Origin of the sequence: Azospirillum sp. A26 (assembly GCF_042604635.1) — a bacterium.
In the GTDB taxonomy this organism is placed as follows: Bacteria; Pseudomonadota; Alphaproteobacteria; order Azospirillales; family Azospirillaceae; genus Azospirillum; species Azospirillum palustre.
Window position 1 is genome coordinate 858,675 of sequence record NZ_CP170473.1, and the last position, 19,316, is coordinate 877,990.

Genomic DNA, 19,316 nt, shown 5'->3' on the forward strand with positions numbered 1-19,316 from the left:
CCGGCCTGCTCCCTTCCCCAGACGCTCCGAACCCTCTATTTCTTCCCATCATGATTCCAGATTCCATCGAGGCCGCCCGGCGGCTGCTGTCCTGGTACGACCGCCACCGCCGCGACCTGCCCTGGCGCGCCAAGCCGGGGGAGACCGCCGATCCCTACCGGGTCTGGCTGTCGGAGATCATGCTGCAGCAGACGACCGTCCCCGCCGCAGCGCCCTATTTCCGCAACTTCACCGAACGCTGGCCGACCGTACGCGATCTGGCGGACTCGCCGCTGGACGACCTGCTGGTCGCCTGGGCCGGGCTCGGCTACTACGCGCGGGCGCGCAACCTGCACAAATGCGCCCGCGCGGTGGTGGACCTTCATGGCGGGCGGTTTCCGGGCAACGAGGCGGAATTGCTGGAGCTGCCGGGCATCGGCGCCTACACCGCCGCGGCGATCACCGCCATCGCCTTCGACCGCAAGGCAACCGTGGTGGACGGCAATGTCGAGCGGGTGATCGCCCGCATCTTCGCGGTGGAGGAGCCGCTGCCCAATGCCAAGCCGACGCTGCGCCGGCTGGCCGCCACCCTGACGCCGGACGTCCGGCCCGGCGACTATGCCCAGGCGATGATGGATCTGGGCGCCACCATCTGCACGCCGCGCAAGCCGAAATGCATGCTGTGCCCATGGGCGGACTATTGCGAGGCGCGCGCCGCCGGTATTGCTGAAACCCTGCCGCGCAAGGTCGCCAAGGCGGAGAAGCCGACCCGGCGCGGCGTCGCCTATTGGCTGCTGAACCCCGACGGCTCCGTCCTGCTGCGCCGCCGGGCGGAGGAAGGGCTGCTGGGCGGAATGGCGGAGGTGCCCTCGACCTCCTGGGGGCCGGAGCTGCCCGGCGAGGCGGCGGTGGCGGCGCAGCAGCCCCTGCCCGCCCGCTGGCGCCGGCTGCCCGGCATGGTCCGCCATACATTCACCCATTTTCACCTGGAGCTTGAGGTGGTTGCCGGACAGGCCGGTGCCGACTGGCGTCTGGCCGACGGCAATTGGGTGCCGGTGGACCGGCTGGGCGATCACGCCCTGCCGTCGGTGATGGTGAAGGTGGTGCGCCATGCCCTCTCGCATGCCTGAGCGGGGCTGACGCCTGATGGAGTGCCGATGGGAATGCCGCGTGCCGTGATCGCCCTTCTGGTGGCCCTGCTCGGCCTGTGCGGAGCGGCGCTGGCCGCCCCGCCCGGCGGGACGGATGGGAAGGTGGGGGTGGCGCTAGTCCTGGCGCTCGACGGATCGGCCTCGATCACCACCGGCGATCTGGAGTTCCAGCTGCAGGGCCATGCCGCCGCCTTCCGCGATCCGGCGGTGGCCGACGCGCTGGCCTCGGCCGGGGCGCGGGTGACGCTAGCGGCCTATTCCGGGCCGAACAGCCTGCGCGTGCTGATCCCCTGGACCGCGCTGGACAAGCCGGAGGATGCCGGCCGCTTCGCCGACCGCATCGACGCCCTGCCCCGCGGCTTCCAGGGCGACTCGACCGCCATCGGCAGCGCCCTCGTCGAGGCGGCGAAACTGTTCGACCGGGGAGGCAAGGCGCCTCGGCAGGTGATCGATCTGGTGTCCAACGGTTTTTCCAATGCCGGGATCGAGCCGGCCGAGGCGCGCGACCGGGTGACGAAGCGCGGAATCGTCATCAACGGCCTCGCCATTCTCGACGAATTCCCCTGGCTGGAGGAGTATTTTGAGGAATCCGTGATCGGCGGACCGGGCAGCTTCGTCAAGACCGCCCTGGACAAGGACAGCTTCGTCGCGGCATTGCGGCAGAAACTGATCCTTGAAATGGTGGCCCTGCCGGATCAAATGCCGCAGCAAAGCGCCGCCGCGAGATAGGTGGCCGATAACAAAGCGAGAGGAGCGGGACCGTTGGAGCGCGTCGATTTCCTGGTGATCGGGGCCGGCATTGCCGGCGCATCCGCGGCCTACGAGCTGGCCGCACAGGGTCGGGTGCTGGTGCTGGAGCGCGAATCGCAGCCCGCCTACCACTCGACCGGCCGCTCGGCGGCGCTCTACACCCAGACCTACGGTCCGGCGCCGATCCGCGCGCTGACGGTGGCGAGCTGGGGCTTCTACACCGACCCGCCCGCCGGCTTCGCCGAGCATGCGATGCTGACCCCGCGCGGCGTCCTCATCGTCGGGCGCGAGAACGAGATCGACCGGCTGGATGCGGAGTACGAACAGGGCCGCAGCCTGACGCCGTCGGTGGAGCGCTACGACCGCGAACAGGTTCTGGCCCGCGCGCCCTTCCTCCGCCCGGACTATGTCGCCGGCGGCGTGTGGGAGCCGGATGCCCGCGACATCGACGTGCATGCGCTTCACCAGGGCTATCTGCGCGGGCTGAAGGCGCGCGGCGGCCGGGTGGTGACCGATGCCGAAGTGCGAGCGCTCGCTCGGAAGGACGGGTTGTGGGTGGCGGAGACCGGGGCCGGCAGCTTTGCCGCACCGGTGGTGGTGAACGCCGCCGGCGCCTGGGCGGACGCGCTGGCGACGCTGGCCGGCGTCGCCACCGTCGGTCTGGTGCCCAAGCGGCGCACCGCCATCACCTTCGATCCGGTGTTCGAGGATCCCGCCGACAAGGCCGGGCTGGACGGCTGGCCGATGGTGTCGGACGTGGCCGAGACCTTCTATGTCAAGCCGGATGCCGGCCGCCTGCTGGCCTCCCCCGCCGATCAGACGCCGATCGAGCCCTGCGACGTGCAGCCGGAGGACATCGACGTCGCCATTACGGTGGACCGGCTGGAACAAGCCGCACACTTTTCCGTTCGCAGATTGGCCCATCGCTGGGCCGGCCTGCGCAGCTTCGTCGCCGACAAGGTGCCGGTGGTGGGATTCGCACCGGATGCGGAAGGGTTCTTCTGGCTGGCCGGTCAGGGCGGCTACGGCATCCAGACGGCGCCGGCCATGGGCCGGGTGGCGGCCGGTCTGGCCACCGGACGCGGCCTGCCGGAGGATGTGCGGGCGCTGGGTGTGACCGAGTCGGATCTGTCGCCGGCCAGGAAACGCTAACAGGGAAGTCGGCAGAGTCGCCCGTCGGGGCGCAGGAGGCGTGCGATGCGTGTGCGTCGGTCGGTGGTGCATCGGTCGGGGACGATGAGCGGGCGTGCTCTTGCCGTGGCGGCGCTGGCCGCCACCGGCGCGCTGGCTGGCTGTGCCAACCCCGCGGCGGACGAGGCGCTGGTGGCGCAGACCGCGCTGGTCGGCATGCCGAAGGAAACGCTGCTGTCCTGCGCCGGGGTGCCGGAACGCCAGGCCAGTGTCGACAACCGCGAGTTCTTCACCTACCGCAGTTCCCGCCTCGTCTCCTACCCAAGCCCGCCGCCGGTGGGGTATTACGGCGGCTGGGGCTGGCCTTATTACGGCTATGGCGCCGGCTGGCCGTCCTATGGTTATGAAGTCAACAGCTTCGACTGTGAAGCAACCTTCAGTTTGAGGAATGGCGTGGTCGAGCGCGTCGTATATGGCGGTGCCACCGGCGGGTCGGCACGACTTGGCCAATGCTATGCCATCGTCCAGAACTGCATGGCGCTGGTTCCGCAACGGACGATCAAACCAAGCCCTTGATTACCTTGTCCATGCGACAACTCGTCACTGTTGCATAGCTGCTTCATCAGGAGAGGAAGGGTTGTAGCCCCTCTAGTACCCGTACTCGGTGTCTGGTAATAGCTCCATCGGCTGATGCCACAGAACAGCAACAACGCATTGCCTGGAGCAGACCCCATGACCATCCTGTCGCGCGCCGCCGCCGCCCTGCTGGCGACCTCGGCCCTTGTCGCCATCGCTTCCCCGTCGCTCGCTCAGGACTTCAAGGGTAAGTCGGCCGGCGACATCGTCGTCCGTGCGCGCGGCCTGGCCGTGCTGCCTCAGGAAAAGGGCACGATCAACAACACGACGCTGGGTGACGTCGGCTCGGCCAAGGTCGGCAACGACTACATTCCGGAAGTCGATTTCACCTACTTCTTCACCGACAACATCGCCGCCGAGCTGATCGCCGGCACCAGCCGTCACCGTGTGAAGGGCAACCTGATCGCCGCCGCCGGTGGCGTCACCGAGATCGGCAAGGTCTCGCTGCTGCCGCCGACCCTGACCGTGCAGTACCATTTCCTGCCGAAGGAGCGCATCAGCCCGTACGTCGGCGCCGGCATCAACTACACCCTGTTCTACAACGAGGATGCGGCCGAGAGCCCCAACGCCGCCGGCCTGCGCATCACCGACACCAACTACAAGAACCGCTTCGGCTGGGCCCTGCAGGCCGGTGTCGACGTTGCCCTGACCGGCAACTGGTCGCTTAACTTCGACGTCAAGAAGGTCTTCCTGAAGACCGACGTGACCGCCAACGCCCGCCTGGGCTCCGCCGTCCTGCCGGTCACCTCGAAGGTCACGCTGGACCCGTGGCTGGTCGGCGTCGGCGTCGGCTACCGCTTCTAAAGTGTGATCGGTTCAAGCGTAATCGTTTGAAGCGTGAATCACACGGAAAACCAAAAGCTTAGAGTCTGTCTGGTGCTTCAATAAGCATCAGACAGACTCTAGGACCGGGTTTCGGGACCAGTCCCGGGCATCCGAAGGGCTGCCTCTCCCATTTGGGGGAGGCGGCCTTTTTTCTTTTCACCGTCAGCCTTGCGGATTGTACGGTCATTCCCATGATTCCGATATAGGGGTCATCGGAAGGGAGGCCGTACCGTCATGCATGTTGCAGCCGTTTTGAAGCGCAAGGGCAACAGGATCGTCTCTGCCGCACCAGACGACAGCGTTGCCGCCGTCACCCGCCTGCTGACCGAGCATCGGATCGGCGCCGTGCTGGTGATCGATGGCGATGGGCAGCCGGTCGGCATTCTGTCGGAACGCGATGTCGTGCGGGCAATCGCCCGCAACGGTGCCGCGGCCCTGGACGGCCCGGCCGCGAACCTGATGACGCGCGAGCTGATCACCGCCGCCCCGACCGATACCGTTGCCGACATGATGGCGGTGATGACCGAACGGCGCATCCGCCATGTGCCCATCGTCGAGGCCGGCCGGGTGATCGGCGTCATTAGCATCGGCGATGTGGTGAAGGCCCGCATCGACGATGCCGAGCTGGAGGTCGAGTCTCTGCGCGGCTACGTCGCCGGCATGGGCTGACCCGGTTTCCGCAGCCAGAAAAGCAAACGCCCCGCCGGAGCGATCCGGCGGGGCGTTTGCTTTTGCTCGGGAAGAGCGGGGTCAGGCCGAATGCGACTGCGGGAAGGCCATCGCCGCCTGGGTGCGGTTGCGCACGCCCAGCGATTTGAAGATCGCCGTCATGTGGATCTTCACCGTGCCTTCGGACAGGCCAAGCTCATGGGCGATCTGCTTGTTCGACTTGCCTTCGCGCAGACGGTCCAGCACCTCGCGCTGGCGCTGGGTCAGCAGCTGTTCCAGCTGCGGATCGGTCGGCGGAATGACCGAGCCGCCGCCACGCTGGTCGGGCTCGTTCCCCTCGCGCAGAACCGTCGCCGGGACATAGACGCCGCCGGAGAAGATCAGGTCGAGCGCGCTCAGCATGATCTTCACGCTGGACGATTTCGGGATATAGCCGGCAGCGCCGTTCTCCAGCGCCTCGCGCACGTCGGATTGCGCTTCGGACGCGGAGATCACCACGACCTTCGCGTTCGGCTGCCGGTCGCGCAGCATGCCGATGCCGGAAAAGCCGGGCCACCCCGGCATGCGCAGGTCGGTCAGGACGAGGTCATAGGTCTCGTCCTTCGATGCCGCCATGTCCAGAAGCTCATCGAAATTGCTTGCCTCCGCAAAGGTGGCATTATCTCGAAGCTGCTCAAGCAGACGGCGAAGACCTTCCCGAAACAGGACGTGATCATCACCGATCAGGATCTTCATCGCTCAAACTCCTGAACCATGCTGCCCCTCCGAAAGACGCCCAAAGGGCTTGAGAAAAGGAGGGGTTTGTCGCCACCCGCATATTCCCTAAAATCCAAAGGATATAGCAGGCACCGGCCGAACGTAATCTCTATTGAGATGTAACACGCAGGGACGATGACCGACAACCCGAAATTAACTTTTGTCACCGCTCCGATGGCCTAGGGGACAGAGGCCGCACTTCCCAGCAGTGATATTTCCAAAGAGCTATGACAATTTCAGGTCAATGTGCGAATGCGCGGCTGGATCTGTCGGAAAAGAAAAAAACCGGTCCGGCGCCATCTTACGGCACCGGACCGGTTTTAAAGTTTCACAGTCCGGACGACAATCGGACCGAGGATCGCGCAGCCCGTCAGAAGGCGGTGTCTTCCAGCTCCATCAGCGGCTTGGCGCCGGCGGCGATGGTGATGAACAGGCTGTTGGTCTGCGGCAGCAGCTTGGCCATATAGAAGCGCGCGGTCTTGATCTTGGCCTCGAAGAAGGCGGCATTGCCCTCCCCGGCTTCGAGCCTGGCCTGCGCCTTTTCCACCATGGTCAGCCAGGTCCAGCCCAGCGCCACCAGCCCGAACAGGCGCAGATAGTCGCTGGCGGCGGCACCGGCCTCCTCAGGATCCTTCAGGCCCTTCTGGGCAATGAGGGCGGTGGCCTGCTGCAGCTTGGCGAAGGCCTTGGCCAGCGGCATCACGAACTCACCCAACTCGTCCTTCTCCATCGCCGCTTCGATGTCGCGGCCGACGGGGTGGAAGAAGTGGCGGAGCAGGCGACCGATGTTCTGCGGCAGCTTGCGGCCGACGAGGTCGAGCGCCTGGATGCCGTTGGTGCCCTCATAGATCTGGCAGATGCGGGCATCGCGGACATACTGCTCGACGCCGGTCTCCCAGATGAAGCCGTGGCCGCCATGGACCTGCACGGCGATGTTGGCCGACTCGAAGCCGATGTCGGTGAACAGAGCCTTGACGATCGGCGTCATCAGCTGGACGAACTCGTCGGCATCGCGGCGGGTGCGCTCGTCGGGATGCTTCTCCGCCACGTCGAGCTTGTAGGCGGTCAGTGCGCCGAGCGCACGCGCCCCCTCGGTGAAGGCGCGGGCGGTCAGCAGGTTCCGGCGCACGTCGGGATGGACGATGATCGGGTCGGCCGGCTTGTCCGGTGCCTTCACCCCCGACAGCGAGCGGCCCTGGAGCCGTTCACGGGCGTAGTTGACGGCGTTCTGGTAGGACACCTCGGCCAGCCCCAGCCCCTGGATGCCCACGGCCAGACGGGCCGCGTTCATCATCACGAACATGGCGCGCATGCCCTTGTGCGGCTCGCCGACCAGCCAGCCGGTGGCGTCCTCGAAGTTCATGACGCAGGTCGACGACGCCTTGATGCCCATCTTGTGCTCGATGGAGCCGCAGGCGACGCCGTTGCGCGCCCCCGGCGTGCCGTCGGCATCGGGCATGAACTTCGGCACCAGGAACAGGCTGATGCCGCGGGTGCCGGCCGGGGCGTCCGGCAGGCGGGCCAGCACCAGATGCAGGATGTTCTCGGTCAGGTCATGCTCGCCGGCCGAGATGAAGATCTTGGTGCCGGTGATCCTGTAGCCACCCTCCCCGTCCGGCACCGCCTTGGTGCGGATGATGCCGAGGTCGGTGCCGCAATGCGGCTCGGTCAGGCACATGGTGCCGGACCAGGTGCCGTCGACCAGCTTGGGCAGGAAGCGCTGCTTCAACTCGTCCGAGCCGTACATCGCCAGCGCGTTGTAGGCGCCGAGCGACAGGCCGGGATACATGCCGAAGCTGAGGTTGGCGGAGCAGATGAACTCCTCCAGCATGGTGTTGACCAGCTTCGGCAGCCCCTGCCCGCCATAGGCCGGGTCGCAGGCCAGACCCTGCCAGCCGGCCTCGATGTAGGTGGTGTAGGCCTCCTTGAAGCCCTTGGGCGTGCGGACCTCGCCATTCTCGAAATGGCAGCCCTCGCCGTCGCCGGACTGGTTCAGCGGGAACAGAACCTCCTCGCACAGCTTGGCGCCTTCCTCCAGCACCTGGCCGACGAGTTCCGGCGTGGCGTCCTCATAGCCCGGCAGGGCCGACAGCTTGTCCAGGCCGACGATCTCGTCCAGGACGAAGCGCACATCCTCAAGCGGAGCCTTGTAGATCGGCATCTCTCGTTCCTCCCCCTCAGTTCCGCAGCGGCTTGCCGGTGAGCAGCATGTGCTCGATCCGGTCGATGGTGCCGCCGGTGCGCACCAGACCCATGAACGCCTCGCGCTCCAGCCGCAGGATGTGGTCCTCGCCGACCGGCTTGGAGATGTCGGCCTCCTCGCCGCCGCTCAGCACCTCGGCCAGCGCGGCGCAAACCACCTTGTCGTGCGGCGTGACCTTGCCTTGCAGGGCGAAGCCTTCCACCGCCAGTTCCATCGCCGCCTTAGCGCTGGGGCCGGGCAGGACATAGCTGGTGGTCTTCTCCGGCGCGGCATAGTCCGCCGCCAGCTCCAGCGCCTTGGCCTTGGCGTCGGCCAGCAGCCGGTCGCGGTTCATGGTGATGCCGTCGGTGGCGCGGAAATACAGCAGCTCCTTGGCCTCGGCCGCCGACTTGGCGACGGTGGCGGTGCTGATGATCTCGAAGGCCTTGGCGATGCCCGGCATCGGACCGCGCGGCGCCTTCGGGTTGGCCTGATGGCGGGCCAGCATCTCGGTGCAGCCGCCCCAGGCCGGGATCAGGCCGACGCCGACCTCGACGAGGCCGACATAGGTCTCGGCATGGGCCTGGACATGGTCGGAATGCAGCAGGATCTCGCAGCCGCCACCGAGCGCCATGCCGCTGGGGGCCGCCACCACCGGGAAGGGGGCGTATTTCAGCGCGCGGTAGGTACGCTGGCCGCCCTCCACCATCTCCTCGATCTGCGGCCACAGGCCGATGTTCAGCGCGAAGAGAGCGAGGCCCAGATTGGCGCCGACCGAGAAATTGTCGGCCTCGTTGTGGATGACCAGCGCCTTCCAGTCACCTTTGCCGTCGCCGATCAGGCGCATCGCCTTCTCGTAGGCGGCCATGATGTCGGCATCGACGGCGTTCATCTTGCTGGTGAACTCGACGCACAGCACGCCGTCGCCGATGTCCCACAAGCTGGCCGAGCCGTTCTTCCACACCGGCTTGCCGGCGGCGCGCTTGATGTCCGACAGCAGCAGCACGCCGTCCGGACGCACCACCGTGTCATAGACGCCGGCAGTGGTCAGGTGCTGGAGCTTGCCGCCCTCGACCCGGTAGAAGGGACGGCCGGCGGCGGTCTCGACCAGCGCCGGGACCGGGATGCCTTCCGCGCGGCACAGCTCGGCGAACCAGTCGGTGCCCAGCCGGTCGATCAGCTCGAACGGACCCTGCTTCCAGTTGTAGCCGAGCCTCATGCCCTCATCGACGGCGACGATGCTGTCGGCGATCTCCGGCACCAGGCTGGCGGCATAGGCCAGAGTCTGGGCCAGGACGCGGCGGGCGAAGAGGCCGCCCTTGTCCGGGTGCTCGCACAGCCGGCGCAGGTCGCGGCCGGCGGCGGACACGCTGTCCAGCCGGGCCTTCTCCGACGGGGCGTACTCGCCGGTCCGGAGGTCGACCGACTCCTTCACCTTGCCGCCGCCGGCCTTGTTGATGCGGTAGAAGCCGCCCTTGCCCTTGCGGCCGGTGTAGCCCTCCGCGATCATCCTGGTGATGACCGGGTGCTCGCGCATCTGGCCGCGATAGGCGTCGTTCGCCGGCAGGGTGGCCGACATGCTCTTGGCGATGTGCGGCATCAGGTCGAGCCCGACCAGATCCATCAGGCCGAAGACGCCGGTCTTGGGGATGCCCATCGGACGGCCGCCGACGGCGTCCGCCTCCTCGACCGTCAGGCCCAGATCGACCGCGGCATTCACCGCCGCCTGGATCCAGAAGACGCCGATGCGGTTGGCAATGAAGCCCGGCGTGTCCTTGCAATGGACCACGCCCTTGCCGAGACGGCGGTCGCAGACGTCGGCGATGGCGGCCAGCGCGTCGGCGCGGGTGTCGGCGCCGCCGACGATCTCCAGCAGCCGCATGTAGCGCGGCGGGTTGAAGAAGTGGGTGATCAGGAAATCCCGGCGGAACTGCTCGCCCTGCCCCTCGGTCAGCACCGCCAGCGGGATGGTGGAGGTGTTGGACGACACCACCGAGCCCGCCTTGCGCACCGGGTCGATGCGCTTGTAGAGGTCGGCCTTGATCGCCGGGTTCTCGACGATGGCCTCGACAATCCAGTCGACATCGGCCAGAAGGTTCAGGTCGTCCTCAAGATTGCCGGGCGTGATCAGCTTGGCATTCTTGGGATGCATGAAGGGAGCCGGATCGGTCTTCAGCATCCTGGCCACCGCCCCCTTGGCGATGGCGCTGCGGTCGTTCCCTTCCTTCGCCGGGATGTCGAGCAGGACGCAGGGGATGCCGGCGTTGGCGAAATGGGCGGCGATGCCCGCACCCATCACGCCCGCACCGATCACGGCGGCGCGTTCGATCTTCATGGTCGTTTCCTCCCCGATCCCGTTCGTCAGACCGCTTCCAGGATGGTGGCGATGCCCTGGCCGCCGCCGATGCACTGGGTCGCCAGCGCGAACTGCTTGCCTTCGCGCTTCAGCAGGGCCGCGGCCTTGCCGGTGATGCGGGCGCCGGTGGCGCCCAGCGGATGGCCGAGCGCCAGCGCGCCGCCGTCCGGATTGATGCGGGACGGGTCGATGTCGAGGTCGCGCATGCAGGCGATGGCCTGGGACGAGAAGGCCTCGTTGATCTCGATGATGTCGATGTCATTGATCGACAGGCCGGCGCGGGCCAGCGCCTTGCGGGTCGCCGGGACCGGACCCAGACCCATCAGTTCCGGCGCGCAGCCGGCGACGGCGACCGAGCGGATCTTCGCCAGGATCGGAAGGCCGTTGGCGCGGGCATACTCTTCCGTCGTCACCAGCACGGCGGCGGCGCCGTCGGTCAGCGGCGAGGAGGTGCCGGCGGTCACGGTGCCATCGGCGGTGAAGGCCGGCTTCAGGCCCGACAGGCTGTCGGCATTGGTGCCGGGACGGATGCAGCCGTCCTTGTCGATCAGGCCGGCCGGGGTCTGGATGCCGACGATCTCATCGGCCATGCGGCCGGCGGCCTGCGCTTCCGCCGCCTTGGCGTGGGAGGCGACGGCGAGCGCCTCCTGCTCGGCGCGGGAGATGGCGTATTTGCGGGCGACATTCTCCGCGGTGATGCCCATCGAGCAGTAGGCCTCGGGGTAGGAGGCCTTCAGCGCCGGGTTCGGCATCGGGTTGAAGCCCATGATCGGCACGCGGGTCATCGATTCGACGCCGCCGCAGAGGAAAACCTCGCCGGCCCCCATCTGGATGGCACCGGCCGCCTGATGGATCGACTGCATGGAGGAGCCGCAATAGCGGTTCACCGTGGTGGCCGCCGCGGTCTGCGGCAGCTTGGCCAGGAAGGCGATGCTGCGGGCGACGTTCAGGCCCTGCTCACCTTCGGGGAAGGAGCAGCCGACGATCACATCCTCGATGTCGTCGGTCTTCAGGCCGGTGCGCTCGACCAGCGCCGCGAAGACGCGGGCCAGCAGATCGTCGGGGCGGACCTTGGTCAGCTCGCCCTTGTGGGCGAAGGCGAAGGGCGAACGGGCATAACCGGCGATGACGACCGACTTCATGAGTGCTTCTCCTCCATGTCCTGCGTCTCCGTGATGCCGTTGCGGCTGAGATGCTCGGAGATCTGGGTGTCGATGGTGCACAGCTCCGCCAGCGTCTGCTGGACGTCGGCAAGCTGCTGTTCAAGTGCGGAAATCCGGCGGCGCGCGATGGAGCGCATATAGCGCATCTGCTCGATCTGGGCGTCGTCGGTGTCGTAGAGGTTCAGGAAATCCTTGATCTCGGCCAGGCTGAAGCCCAGCCGCTTGCCCCGGCAGATCAGCGCCAGCCGGGCGCGATCGCGGTGGCCGTAGACGCGTGCGCTGCCGAGCCTCTCCGGCGACAGCAGCCCCTCATCCTCGTAATGGCGGATGGTGCGGTGGGTCAGACCGAACTCCCCGGCCAGTTCGCCGATGGCGAGCCTGGGGCCGGACAGGCAGCCATCGCCGCCCTCCTCCCCCATCCCCATCGCGCCGTTGCCGAACGAAAGCCGATCCACTCCGCCTGCTCCCTTCCCTGACGTTTACGTAAAGGTAAGGTCGATGCCGCATGCTGTCAACAGACTTGTTGACCATGCCAACCAGTTGGCAGGCCAGCGGGCAGGCCCTGCCCAGCCACCAATAGGTGCGGCGCGCCCGCACAGTGACAGGATGCCACGCCCCGGCACTCCCAATAGCTGTGGCAGGCTTTGGTGTGAACGCGCGCGTCCGCCCCATTCCCCTATCGGATGTGGGAAGCGGGGGCGGCGAATAACAGACGGCCGGAAGGCCGTGACGGGTTCAGGGCGGGTTTTGAAATTTTCGGGCGGATCAGGACAGGGGACAGGAGACAACCCATGTCGGCGCGCGCCATCGTATCGTTGGGCGTCTGGATACTGGCCATGGTGCTGATCGGCACCATGACGGTCGGCCTTGCATTGGCCTTTTACCTGATGCTGACCCTGGCATTCGCCGTGGTCGTCGCAGGATTGACCCTGCTCGCCCGGCGGCGGGACAGCCACCGGGGCGAACAGAGCTACCTTTAGGCTTCGTCAACTCGTCTGGGGGCGCCGTTGCCGGCGCCCCTTGCGCCTGTGCCCGGACTCACTCCGGCAGCACGCGCAGCCGGGAGGCGGCGGTGCGGGCGGACAGGTGGGGACGCTGGAGATCCTGCACCTGGGCGCCGGGGGCCGCGAAGTCGCCGGGGGTGACGGCGCGGACCAGATAGACCAGCCGGAAGCGGGGGGCCGCCTTCGGCAGGTCGACGGCGGCCAGGAAGCGGTCCTCGCGGAACTCGACATTGCGGGCCGACGACAGGTCGCCCAGCCAGGACAGCTTGCCGAGCTGACCGCTGTTGGCGAGCCGGACATTCTCGATCTCGAAGCCGGCCGGCAGCGGATCGCTGACCAGCACCGAATGGTCGAGCGGGTCGCCGACCTCGCCCTCCAGGATCACCACCAGCAGGTCGTTGTGGCGGATGCCGGCCGGATCGACCGGACGGCCGGCCATGTCGAACAGGCGGCGGCGGATGGTCATCCCCTGCTCCTCCGCGCCGGCCGGCTGGTCGGGCACACCGGTCACCGAGACGATCTGCCGGACCTCGCCGCCCAGATTGCGGATGGCGGGCGGGGCGGTGGGATCGACGGCGAGGATCTGCGGCTTGGCGTTCTCCACCGTCTGCTCGCCGATGGCGAGCTTCATCGGCGCCGCCCGGTCGATCAGCGCCTTGGACGCCAGCAGCAGCCAGGCCTGCTCCTGCAGGTTGGTGGTGCGGACGGCGGCGAAGGTCTTTGCCACACGCTCGGCGGCCTGGAAGATGCGGTCGCGCTCCACGGCGCCGCTCTCCGCCATCAGGAAGACGACGCCGGCCTCGTCCCGCAGGGAGGATCCCTGATCGCGCAGGCCGGATGTGACCATGCGGGCGCCGGACAGCTTGGAGAAGGCCTCCGCAGCACCCGGCTGGTCGCCGAGCACGGCGGTCGCCGCGGCGATCTGCGCCCGGGCGAAGTCGGTCGGCAGACGGTCCCAATAATTCTCGCGGAAGTACCGCACCGCACCGGCATCGATCATCTTGGCCCGCGCCAGCACATGGAGCGCATAGGCGCGGCCCGGCAGGTCGGCGGTCTCGACCCAGGCGTTGTCGATGGCCTGCTTCAGCCAGTCCAGACCCTTGCGGTAGGGCTGGTCGGGAATGCGGTAGCCCGCCGCCTTGGCCCGGCCCAGCACATCCACCGCATAGGCGGTCAGCCAGGGATCGAGATCGCCCTTCGGCGACCAGGGGGCGAAGGCGCCGTCGATGCGCTGGAAGGTCAGCAGCCGGTCGACGCTGCGCTGGACGCGCGCCTTGATGCGGTCTTCCGGCGCGATGCCGAGGCCGGCGGCGACGTCGCTCAGCGACAGCAGCGGCAGGATGCGGCTGGCGGTCTGCTCCGCTCCGCCGGCGGTGGCGCGGTCGAGCGCGAAGAGCAGGCCCGGCACGTCCAGGTCCGGCAGCGGCGCGACCTCCGCACCGACCGCGACGGTTTCCGGCCGCAGGCCGGCGGTGATGTCGGCGGGAACGGTCAGGCCCTTGTCGGTCGGCAAAGCGGCGACGTTGCGGCGCGACACCGGCGGCGAGGCCGGACGCACCGTCACGTCCCAGCGGCGGGTGACGCGCACGCCGTCGGGACCGGTGACGTCCAGCGTGACATGGCCGGCCCCGACCGCGGTGGCGGTCAGCACACGGCCGGCGGTCGCCCGCTTGCCGCGCACCAGCTTCGGCACGGCCAGCTCATTGCCCGAGTCGCTTTGGACGATGGAGACGGCGCCCTCGGCGGTCAGCGTCATGCGGTAATCGCCGGACGGGCCGCTCAGGTTGTCGAGCGACAGCAGGACCTGCGCCGAATCGCCGGGGGCGAGGAAGCGCGGCAGCACCGCGTCGGCGACGACCGCGTCGCGCACCAGCATCTGGCTTTCGGCCTGACCGATCCGCCCTTCGCTCCAGGCCACCGCCATCAGGCGCAGGCGCCCCTGGAAATCGGGCAGGTCGAAGGGAACCGAAACCTTGCCGTCGGCGCCGACGGTCAGGATGCCGGAATAGAGCGAGACCACCCGTTCCGACTTGGGCGGTACCATCCCGGAGATCTGGCGCAGGCGCGGCGTCGGCTGCACCGGCGGCCGGGCGGCGTCCAGGCTGGCCGGATCGATCAGGCGGCCGTAGGAATCGCGCAGCTCCACGGTCAGCGGACGCTTGCGCAGGTAATGGCGGGACGGATCGGGCGAGGGCTGGTCGGTCAGCTGCATCACCGATTCGTCGACGGCGGCCAACGTGACGAAGGCCTGCTTGCCCTCGGCGACACCCTCCACCGCGATGTCGGCGGTCATGACGCGGCGCGGTTCCGTCTCCGCCGGGGCGGAGAGCCGGACGTCCAGCGTGCGCGGGGCCTTGTCCATCGCCAGCCAGGCGAGGCCGACGGCGCGGCGCGGCGGCTTCTTCGACTGCGGGTCGGAGGTGGCGAAGGCGGTCGCCAGCACATGGGCGCCGCTGGTCCAGCCCTGCCCGACCGGGATTTCCAGGAAGGCGCCCTGCGGACCGATGGCGCGGGTGACGGCATAGCTGACGCCGCGGTCGGCCACCGCCACCAGCACTTGGCTGTCGTAAGGCGGCTTGACGAAGACCCAGGCGCTTTCGCCGGAGCGGTAGGCCGGCATCATCACCGAGACGTCGACCGCGTCCGGCCGGTCGCCGGCGGTCGGGGTCATCCACCAGCCGGCGGCGAAGCGGAAGCTGCTGGCGACGCCGGTCTTGGGATCGAACACCTCCAGCCGGTAGCGGCCGGCGGCGACCGGGGTCTCCACCGAGGCCGGGGTGGCGGACTGGACCGACAGCGACCCGCCGGTCACCCGCTGGTCCTTCACCGTGACCTTGTAGTCCCAGCGGCCGTTGGCCTCGTACCACGCGTAGTCGTACTCCTCCTCGAACAGCTCGTAGGAGAGGTCGGCGCGGTCGGTCGGCTTGCCGTCGGGGCCGACGGCGATCACGTCGAAGCCGGCGGTGGCCCCCTCCGGCACGCCGTCGCCTTCGAAGCGCGGCTTGATGCCGACGGCGAAGGGCTGGTGGCGCACCGGCAGCACGAAATCGCGGCCGACCGGACGGCCGCCGATGTCGAACAGGGTGGCGCGCACCACCGCCTCCAGCGGGCGGGTGCTGTCGGGCGGACGCGGCAGCTTGACCTTCAGGCGGGCGGAGCCGTTGGAGTCGGTGATAAAGCCCGGCAGGTCGGCGCGGGCCGGCTTCACCTCCTCCTGCACCAGACCGAAATGGTAGCCCGGCAGGTTGGGGTAGGGGTTGGCAGCGGCGCGCAGAGTCACCGTCAGCTCGCCCGGCAGGCCCGAAGCCGGCGCGCCGTAGAGATAATGGCTGTCGAGCGCGATGTCGGCCTCGCCGTCGGAGGCCAGTTCCGTGGTCGGGGAGGCGAGCGCCACGTCCAGCCGCGGCGGCACAAAGTCCTCCAGCAGGAACTCCACGCGGCCGATGGCCGGTCCGTCCGGCTCGGCATGGGCGGTGACGACCCAGTTGCCGGGATAGGCGTTCATCGGTAGGTCGATGCGGGTGGCATAGCCGCCGGCCCCGCTGTCGGCCAGGCTGCGCCGCTCCACCTCCAGGCCGTCGGGACGCAGGACGCGGATGGTCAACTGCTTGCCGGCCGGCGGCGGGTTGAGGTCGGCGTCGCGCAGCAGGGCGGTCAGCTGCACCGTCTCGCCCGGACGGTAGATGCCGCGCTCGGTGTAGAGATAGGTGTCGAGTCCGCCGGCGGCCGGGCGGACGACGCCGACCGGCTTGTCCTGCGCCTCGGCCGGCGGGGCGCCGCCGGCGGTCAGGTCGAGAACGGCGAAGTCGCCGTCGCCGCGCGCGGCGAACAGCGCCTGGACCGGCTCGGCCCCGGCGGCGCGCAAGGCCGCGAGGTCGAAGCGGCCGAGCCCGTCCTCGCCGGTCTGCAGGCGTCCCAGTTCGGTGCCGTTGCGGGCGACCAGACGCAGCTCCACCCCGGCAGCGGGTGCCGCGGTCTGGACGGAGCGGGAGAAGACCACCAGCGAGTCGTCGCCCAGGATGGTGTTGAGGCCGAGGTCGGAGACGACGAACCACTGGGTCGCCTTGCGGTCCCAGCCGCCCGGCTTGATCTCGTCGGCGCCTGCGATGGCGACATAGACGCCGGGCTCGAGCTTGCCCAGCACGGCGTCGATCGGGAAGGCGGTGGTGACGGTGCGGTTCGGCTGGTTGCCGATCCCCATCTCGCCGCGCCAGACCTCCTGACCCGACTTGTCCAGGATCTCGCCGATGTCGTAATCGGTCATCTGCTGGGTGATGCGGCCGAAATAGATCTTCTCGACCAGCGCACGGTCGGCGATGCGCAGGACCTGGAGCTTCGCCCGGTCCAGATTGATGGAGCGCAGCGGCAGCCCTTCGGCGCCGACGCGCGGCAGGATGTAGCCGGCGCCGCGAAAGGCCAGCGACGGCTTGCGGTTGGGCACCTGCACCTCACGGGTGTCGGCGGCCGGCAGGCGCTTGCCGTCGGCGCCGGGCAGCCCGTCCTTCAGCGTGACGCGGTAGCTGTCGCCGTGGCGCAGCCCCTCGACGCAGAGCGTGCGGTCGCGGGCGATGGCGGCACCGTCGACCGCCGGCTCCACCGTGACATAGTCGCGGTAGTTGACGGCGCGCGAGCGCTCCAGCCGGTCGGTGAAGGTGAAGCAGGCCTGTGGCGTATCGCGCTCCGCCACCACCTCGACGCTGGATACGCCGAAGGGCACCGGCTCGGCCGGCGGATCGGCGGCGAAGGTCTGGGATACGGTGAGCGTGCCGGAGCACGCGGCAAGAACGGCACAGACACGCGCCAGCGCACGCAACATTATAGACAGGCCCCAATTCCGCGGGTGGATCCGAAGGCACGCGGCCGGGGGGCAGCCCTGGCGTCGGCTCGGACCTGGATAAAACCGGCGCGGAGTATGCCCAAGCGGCCGAGGTTTCGCCATGGCTTTGCGGCGCCGTCCCGAAGATCGCTTTGATCGCGCGTCGGAAATGGGAGGCGGCGGCAGGGTCAGGCGGCGAATTCCAGCGTGACCTGGCTGCCCTGCCCCGGCCGGCTGTCGATGCGGAGGCTGCCGCCATGCGCCTCGATCAGCGACTTGACGATGGGCAGCCCCAGGCCGGTGCCGCGGCCGGGATGGGTGGTGAGGGCGGAGGTCTGGCCGAAGGGGACGGAGGCCTGCCGCAATTCCTCCGCCGTCATGCCGATGCCGTTGTCGGTGACGCGGACGACGCAGCGGCCACTCGCCCCGCGCGCGACGCTGACCAGCACGCGCCCGTTTTCCGGGGTGAATTTCAGGGCGTTGCCCAGCAGGTTCAGCAGCATCTGCTTCAGCGCCCGCTCGTCCGCCCGCACCAGCGTCGGCGACGGCGGGCGGTTGATCTCCAACCGGATCGACTTCTGCTCCGCCTGGGGGGCGACGATGCGGAGCGCCCATTCGGCAGCGGCGACCGGGTCGACATCCTCCATCAGCAAGGCGAACCTCCCGGCCTGGAGGCGCGACAGGTCGAGGATGTCGTCGATCAGGGTCAGCAGATGCTGTCCGGAGGCATGGATGTCGCGGGCGTAGTCGGCATAGCGCGGACCGGCGTCCTGTCCGAACATCTGGTCCTTGATGATCTCGGAAAAGCCGAGGATGGCGTTCAGCGGCGTGCGCAGCTCGTGGCTGACGCGGGCCAGAAAATCGCGGTTGACCGCCAGCGCCGCCGCCAGCCGTTCCGCGTTGCGCTGCTGGACCAGCAGGAAGGCGGCGACCAGCAGGATGGAGACGCCGAGCAGCGCCGCGATGATCCGCATCTGCCCGCGGAAGCCGGCGACCGCGGCGTCGATGTCCTTCACCGCGATGCCGACGACGAGGATCAGCGGGTAGCCCTCGACCGGCCGGTAGGCGTAGGCGCGGCGGATGCCGTCGGCGATGCTGTCCTGCCAGAAAACCCCGCTCACCGACTGCTGGACCGCGGTCCACAAATTGGAGCCGGTGCTGTCGAGCCCGACCGAATCCTTGCCGTCCTTGGAGCCGCGGGCGCGGATGACCCGGTCCAGCCCGACCAGCGTGACCACCCCGTTGCGGCCGACATCGGCCTGCCGGTAGAAGCCCGAGAGGTGATCGGGATCGACATTGGCGACCGCCACGCCGGCGAATTCCCCCGCCGCATCCTCCAGCCGCCGGGAAAAGCGCAACAGCGGCTGCCCGGTCGCCGAGCCGTTGAAGGGCAGGCCGATCTTCATCAGCGACCGCCCCTCCCCCTGGTGATAGGCGATCAGGCCGCTGCCCTCCAACCCTTCGGGCGGCCCCATGCCCTCGCTGCGGAAAAGCTGGGCGCCGTCGGGACCGAAGACGCTGAAATGATGGATCAGGCCGGTGTCGTAGAGCCCGTCGTCGATGATGCGGCGGGCGCGGGGCAAGCCGCCTTCGGCATAGCGTTCGGCGAAGGAGCGCAGCGTGGTGTCGACGTCATGCACGGTGCGGCTGGTGCTGCTCTCATAGGCGCGTGCCGTCGTCTGGGCATTGACGATGGCCTCCCGAATCTGGCCTTCCAGCATGGAGGACGCCATCAGGGCATAGCCGGCCCACACCCCGGCCAGCGCCAGCACGGTCGCCACCAGGATGCCGTTCCGGATGGACAGCCCCCTGACGGAGGGGAACCGAAAGGTCGGGAGACGTGGCATGCCCTGCGCTCCGCCATTCCACCGCCCCCCGCATCCGGTCCGCAGCGCCGA

The 19,316-nt window shown here is 68.6% G+C and carries 14 protein-coding genes; 7 read left to right on the plus strand and 7 right to left on the minus strand.

The window, feature by feature from the left end; genetic code table 11:
• The first annotated feature begins 50 nt into the window (after nt 1–50).
• The 6 genes from mutY to ABNQ39_RS17930 all read left to right on the plus strand — a co-directional run bounded on the left by mutY (nt 51) and on the right by ABNQ39_RS17930 (nt 5,141).
• On the plus strand, nt 51–1,109 hold the full coding sequence (gene mutY / locus ABNQ39_RS17905) for an A/G-specific adenine glycosylase (protein WP_376962270.1): 1,059 nt from the start codon (nt 51–53) through the stop codon (nt 1,107–1,109).
• Nucleotides 1,110–1,142: 33 nt separating this feature from the next.
• Nucleotides 1,143–1,859: a DUF1194 domain-containing protein gene (locus ABNQ39_RS17910; protein ID WP_376962272.1), complete on the plus strand. Its 717-nt coding sequence runs from the start codon at nt 1,143–1,145 to the stop codon at nt 1,857–1,859.
• Between the two features lie 33 nt (nt 1,860–1,892).
• Nucleotides 1,893–3,032 (plus strand): NAD(P)/FAD-dependent oxidoreductase, encoded by a 1,140-nt coding sequence (locus ABNQ39_RS17915; RefSeq protein ID WP_376962274.1) that lies wholly within the window; start codon nt 1,893–1,895, stop codon nt 3,030–3,032.
• A 45-nt stretch (nt 3,033–3,077) separates the two neighbouring features.
• A complete protein-coding gene (locus ABNQ39_RS17920; protein ID WP_376962276.1) occupies nt 3,078–3,587 on the plus strand; it encodes a hypothetical protein in 510 nt (169 codons plus the stop codon).
• A gap of 156 nt (nt 3,588–3,743) precedes the next feature.
• Nucleotides 3,744–4,451: an OmpW/AlkL family protein gene (locus ABNQ39_RS17925; RefSeq protein ID WP_376962278.1), complete on the plus strand. Its 708-nt coding sequence runs from the start codon at nt 3,744–3,746 to the stop codon at nt 4,449–4,451.
• Nucleotides 4,452–4,706: 255 nt separating this feature from the next.
• Complete coding sequence (locus ABNQ39_RS17930) at nt 4,707–5,141, plus strand: CBS domain-containing protein (RefSeq protein ID WP_174469987.1); 435 nt, start codon at nt 4,707–4,709, stop codon at nt 5,139–5,141.
• Nucleotides 5,142–5,222: 81 nt separating this feature from the next.
• Here the strand turns inward: ABNQ39_RS17930 and ABNQ39_RS17935 are convergent, their stop codons facing one another.
• The 5 genes from ABNQ39_RS17935 to ABNQ39_RS17955 form a co-directional block, all read right to left on the minus strand.
• Nucleotides 5,223–5,876, minus strand: coding sequence for a response regulator (locus ABNQ39_RS17935; RefSeq protein ID WP_376962280.1), 654 nt, complete (start codon nt 5,874–5,876; stop codon nt 5,223–5,225).
• A gap of 391 nt (nt 5,877–6,267) precedes the next feature.
• The gene (locus ABNQ39_RS17940) at nt 6,268–8,058 is read right to left on the minus strand and encodes an acyl-CoA dehydrogenase C-terminal domain-containing protein (RefSeq protein WP_376962282.1); all 1,791 of its coding nucleotides are present in this window, start codon (nt 8,056–8,058) and stop codon (nt 6,268–6,270) included.
• 16 nt (nt 8,059–8,074) lie between these two features.
• Nucleotides 8,075–10,414: a 3-hydroxyacyl-CoA dehydrogenase/enoyl-CoA hydratase family protein gene (locus tag ABNQ39_RS17945; RefSeq protein WP_376962284.1), complete on the minus strand. Its 2,340-nt coding sequence runs from the start codon at nt 10,412–10,414 to the stop codon at nt 8,075–8,077.
• 26 nt (nt 10,415–10,440) lie between these two features.
• The gene (locus ABNQ39_RS17950; protein ID WP_376962286.1) at nt 10,441–11,577 is read right to left on the minus strand and encodes a thiolase family protein; all 1,137 of its coding nucleotides are present in this window, start codon (nt 11,575–11,577) and stop codon (nt 10,441–10,443) included.
• Nucleotides 11,574–12,053 (minus strand): MerR family transcriptional regulator, encoded by a 480-nt coding sequence (locus ABNQ39_RS17955; RefSeq protein WP_376962288.1) that lies wholly within the window; start codon nt 12,051–12,053, stop codon nt 11,574–11,576. Before ABNQ39_RS17955 ends, ABNQ39_RS17950 begins: the two co-directional genes overlap by 4 nt.
• A 336-nt stretch (nt 12,054–12,389) precedes the next feature.
• Here ABNQ39_RS17955 and ABNQ39_RS17960 point away from each other — a divergent pair, with 336 nt between their 5' ends.
• Nucleotides 12,390–12,578 carry a hypothetical protein gene (locus ABNQ39_RS17960; RefSeq protein WP_098738052.1) on the plus strand — a complete coding sequence of 63 codons (189 nt, stop codon included), beginning with the start codon at nt 12,390–12,392 and terminating at the stop codon, nt 12,576–12,578.
• 58 nt (nt 12,579–12,636) lie between these two features.
• On the opposite strand, the gene ABNQ39_RS17965 is transcribed toward ABNQ39_RS17960, so the two are convergent.
• Nucleotides 12,637–17,418 (minus strand): alpha-2-macroglobulin family protein, encoded by a 4,782-nt coding sequence (locus tag ABNQ39_RS17965; RefSeq protein ID WP_376962290.1) that lies wholly within the window; start codon nt 17,416–17,418, stop codon nt 12,637–12,639.
• A 188-nt stretch (nt 17,419–17,606) separates the two neighbouring features.
• A complete protein-coding gene (locus ABNQ39_RS17970) occupies nt 17,607–19,265 on the minus strand; it encodes a sensor histidine kinase (protein ID WP_376962292.1) in 1,659 nt (552 codons plus the stop codon).
• Nucleotides 19,266–19,316 lie beyond the last annotated feature (51 nt).

Bases quoted from the DNA above. Each gene is read 5' to 3' on its own strand.
- mutY (WP_376962270.1), top strand. From the start codon at position 51: ATGATTCCAGATTCCATCGAGGCCGCCCGGCGGCTGCTGTCCTGGTAC.
- ABNQ39_RS17910 (WP_376962272.1), top strand. From the start codon at position 1,143: ATGCCGCGTGCCGTGATCGCCCTTCTGGTGGCCCTGCTCGGCCTGTGC.
- ABNQ39_RS17920 (WP_376962276.1), top strand. From the start codon at position 3,078: ATGCGTGTGCGTCGGTCGGTGGTGCATCGGTCGGGGACGATGAGCGGG.
- ABNQ39_RS17925 (WP_376962278.1), top strand. From the start codon at position 3,744: ATGACCATCCTGTCGCGCGCCGCCGCCGCCCTGCTGGCGACCTCGGCC.
- ABNQ39_RS17930 (WP_174469987.1), top strand. From the start codon at position 4,707: ATGCATGTTGCAGCCGTTTTGAAGCGCAAGGGCAACAGGATCGTCTCT.
- ABNQ39_RS17935 (WP_376962280.1), bottom strand. From the start codon at position 5,876: ATGAAGATCCTGATCGGTGATGATCACGTCCTGTTTCGGGAAGGTCTT.
- ABNQ39_RS17940 (WP_376962282.1), bottom strand. From the start codon at position 8,058: ATGCCGATCTACAAGGCTCCGCTTGAGGATGTGCGCTTCGTCCTGGAC.
- ABNQ39_RS17945 (WP_376962284.1), bottom strand. From the start codon at position 10,414: ATGAAGATCGAACGCGCCGCCGTGATCGGTGCGGGCGTGATGGGTGCG.
- ABNQ39_RS17950 (WP_376962286.1), bottom strand. From the start codon at position 11,577: ATGAAGTCGGTCGTCATCGCCGGTTATGCCCGTTCGCCCTTCGCCTTC.
- ABNQ39_RS17960 (WP_098738052.1), top strand. From the start codon at position 12,390: ATGTCGGCGCGCGCCATCGTATCGTTGGGCGTCTGGATACTGGCCATG.
- ABNQ39_RS17965 (WP_376962290.1), bottom strand. From the start codon at position 17,418: ATGTTGCGTGCGCTGGCGCGTGTCTGTGCCGTTCTTGCCGCGTGCTCC.
- ABNQ39_RS17970 (WP_376962292.1), bottom strand. From the start codon at position 19,265: ATGCCACGTCTCCCGACCTTTCGGTTCCCCTCCGTCAGGGGGCTGTCC.